We start from the raw sequence: 1,571 nt of genomic DNA on the forward strand, positions 1-1,571 counted from the left end.
GCCGTGCAAATCACCACGCATTCCACGCAGGAATGACGCGGGTTTGACTTGAGTTCGCTCTCGAACTCGTCTAAACGGTTGAGTCCCCTTTGCCGCCAACGACCCGTGCTCGGGTCGGCGATCCTTCTTTCACCTGGGAGGTTCAAGTGCGGCAGAAGATCTCTTGCTGGATGGTGCTGGTTCTCGTGGCGAGCGTGGTGCCAGTGTTCGCGAGCGAGGACCGCTGCACCGAGCCGGACATCCAGACGTGCATGAACCACATCGCAGCGAAGCGCACCCAAGGATGGCTGGGGCTCGACTTCGATCGCTCCGATCCGGGCAAGCTCAAGGTCGAAGCGGTCACCCCATACAGCCCCGCATCCAGGGCGGGATTCCGTCCCGGCGACGTTCTTCTCACGCTGAACGGCGCGAGCTTCCAGGACGACGCGGCACTGGCCAAGGCGAAGGGTGACTGGAAGCCTGGCCAGATCGTCGCCTTCATGGTTCAGCGAACTGGGTATCGAAAGCAGCTGCAGGTCACGCTCGGAAGGTACAACGACCATACGTTTGCCACCATGGTCGGCATGCACATGCTCGAGTACCACGTGACGCCTGCGACCGCTATTTCTGAAGCTCCTCCCATCGAGCCCACGGCGACCACGCGATAGGCACCAGCGAGAGCAACGCAAGAGGCCGGCGTCGATGTGGCGCCGGCCTCGAGCTACTTCTTGGCAGTGAGCGCGCTAGTCCTCGCCGATGATCCAGCCCAGCCAGCGCGACCAGTCATAGCGATTGACCGGCGAAGGAAACGTCGTCGGGAAGGTATAGGAGGCCCTGGCTTCGAAGGCCCGTCGGATGATCCCCGTGGACGGTGCAGCCGGTGCGCGGTTCCCGCCCCAAACGAGACTCGGCGGCGCCGGAGCATTACCGCCTCCTCCCCACACCAGCCCGGCATGGGCCGGGCCGACGAATGCGGTGGTCAGCAAGGCAAGCAGGACGATGATGATCGGGGGCTTGGACATCATGCACCTCCTGTGATGATGGCTCGCTATCGAATGCCGTAACGCTGCATCTTGCTGATGAGCGTGGTCCTCGACATGCCGAGCATCTTGGCGGCGTCCGTCCTGACGCCGCTGGCGGCGGCCAAGGCCTCGACGATACGCCTCCGCTCCGCGAGTTCCAATTCTTCCGTGAGATTGGCTGGCGCGTGGGACTGTTCCAGGGCGACTTCGTCGATGCCGATCTCGTGGTAGTCCGAGCTCAGGATCACGAGTCTCTGGATGGTGGAAAACAACTGGCGCACATTGCCCGGCCAGGAATAGCTCAGAAGACGGTTCCGGGCTCCTGTCGAGAGGGACACCTGCTTCCTCTGGCGTTCGCACGCCTCGGACAGGACATGGTCGATCAGCAGGTCCAGATCCTCTCCGCGCCGGCGCAGCGGAGGCAGCACCACGACCGCATGGGCCAGGCGATAGTAGAGGTCGACCCGGAATCCCTCGCCTCTCTCGAGATCGTTGCGGTCGCGATTCGTCGCGGCAACGATCAGCGTGTCGACCGCCACGTTCTTGTTCGATCCGACGCGGCGGAACTCG

Annotated in this window: 3 protein-coding genes; 1 reads left to right on the forward strand and 2 read right to left on the reverse strand. The window is 63.2% G+C overall.

The genetic code is table 11. The features are described from left to right. The first annotated feature begins 146 nt into the window (after positions 1-146). Complete coding sequence (locus VFQ05_08560) at positions 147-647, forward strand: PDZ domain-containing protein (GenBank protein ID HET9326808.1); 501 nt, start codon at positions 147-149, stop codon at positions 645-647. Positions 648-722: 75 nt separating this feature from the next. On the opposite strand, the gene VFQ05_08565 is transcribed toward VFQ05_08560, so the two are convergent. Then, positions 723-1,001, reverse strand: a complete 279-nt coding sequence (locus tag VFQ05_08565; GenBank protein HET9326809.1) for a hypothetical protein — start codon at positions 999-1,001, stop codon at positions 723-725. 26 nt (positions 1,002-1,027) lie between these two features. Beyond that, on the reverse strand, positions 1,028-1,571 hold a 544-nt coding region (locus tag VFQ05_08570), incomplete at its 5' end, for a helix-turn-helix domain-containing protein (GenBank protein ID HET9326810.1).

The sequence above is a fragment of the Candidatus Eisenbacteria bacterium genome, from assembly GCA_035712145.1.
In the GTDB taxonomy this organism is placed as follows: Bacteria; Eisenbacteria; RBG-16-71-46; order RBG-16-71-46; family RBG-16-71-46; genus DASTBI01.

Coding starts and splice junctions, on each gene's coding strand:
- VFQ05_08565 (HET9326809.1), bottom strand. CDS start 1,001: ATGTCCAAGCCCCCGATCATCATCGTCCTGCTTGCCTTGCTGACCACC.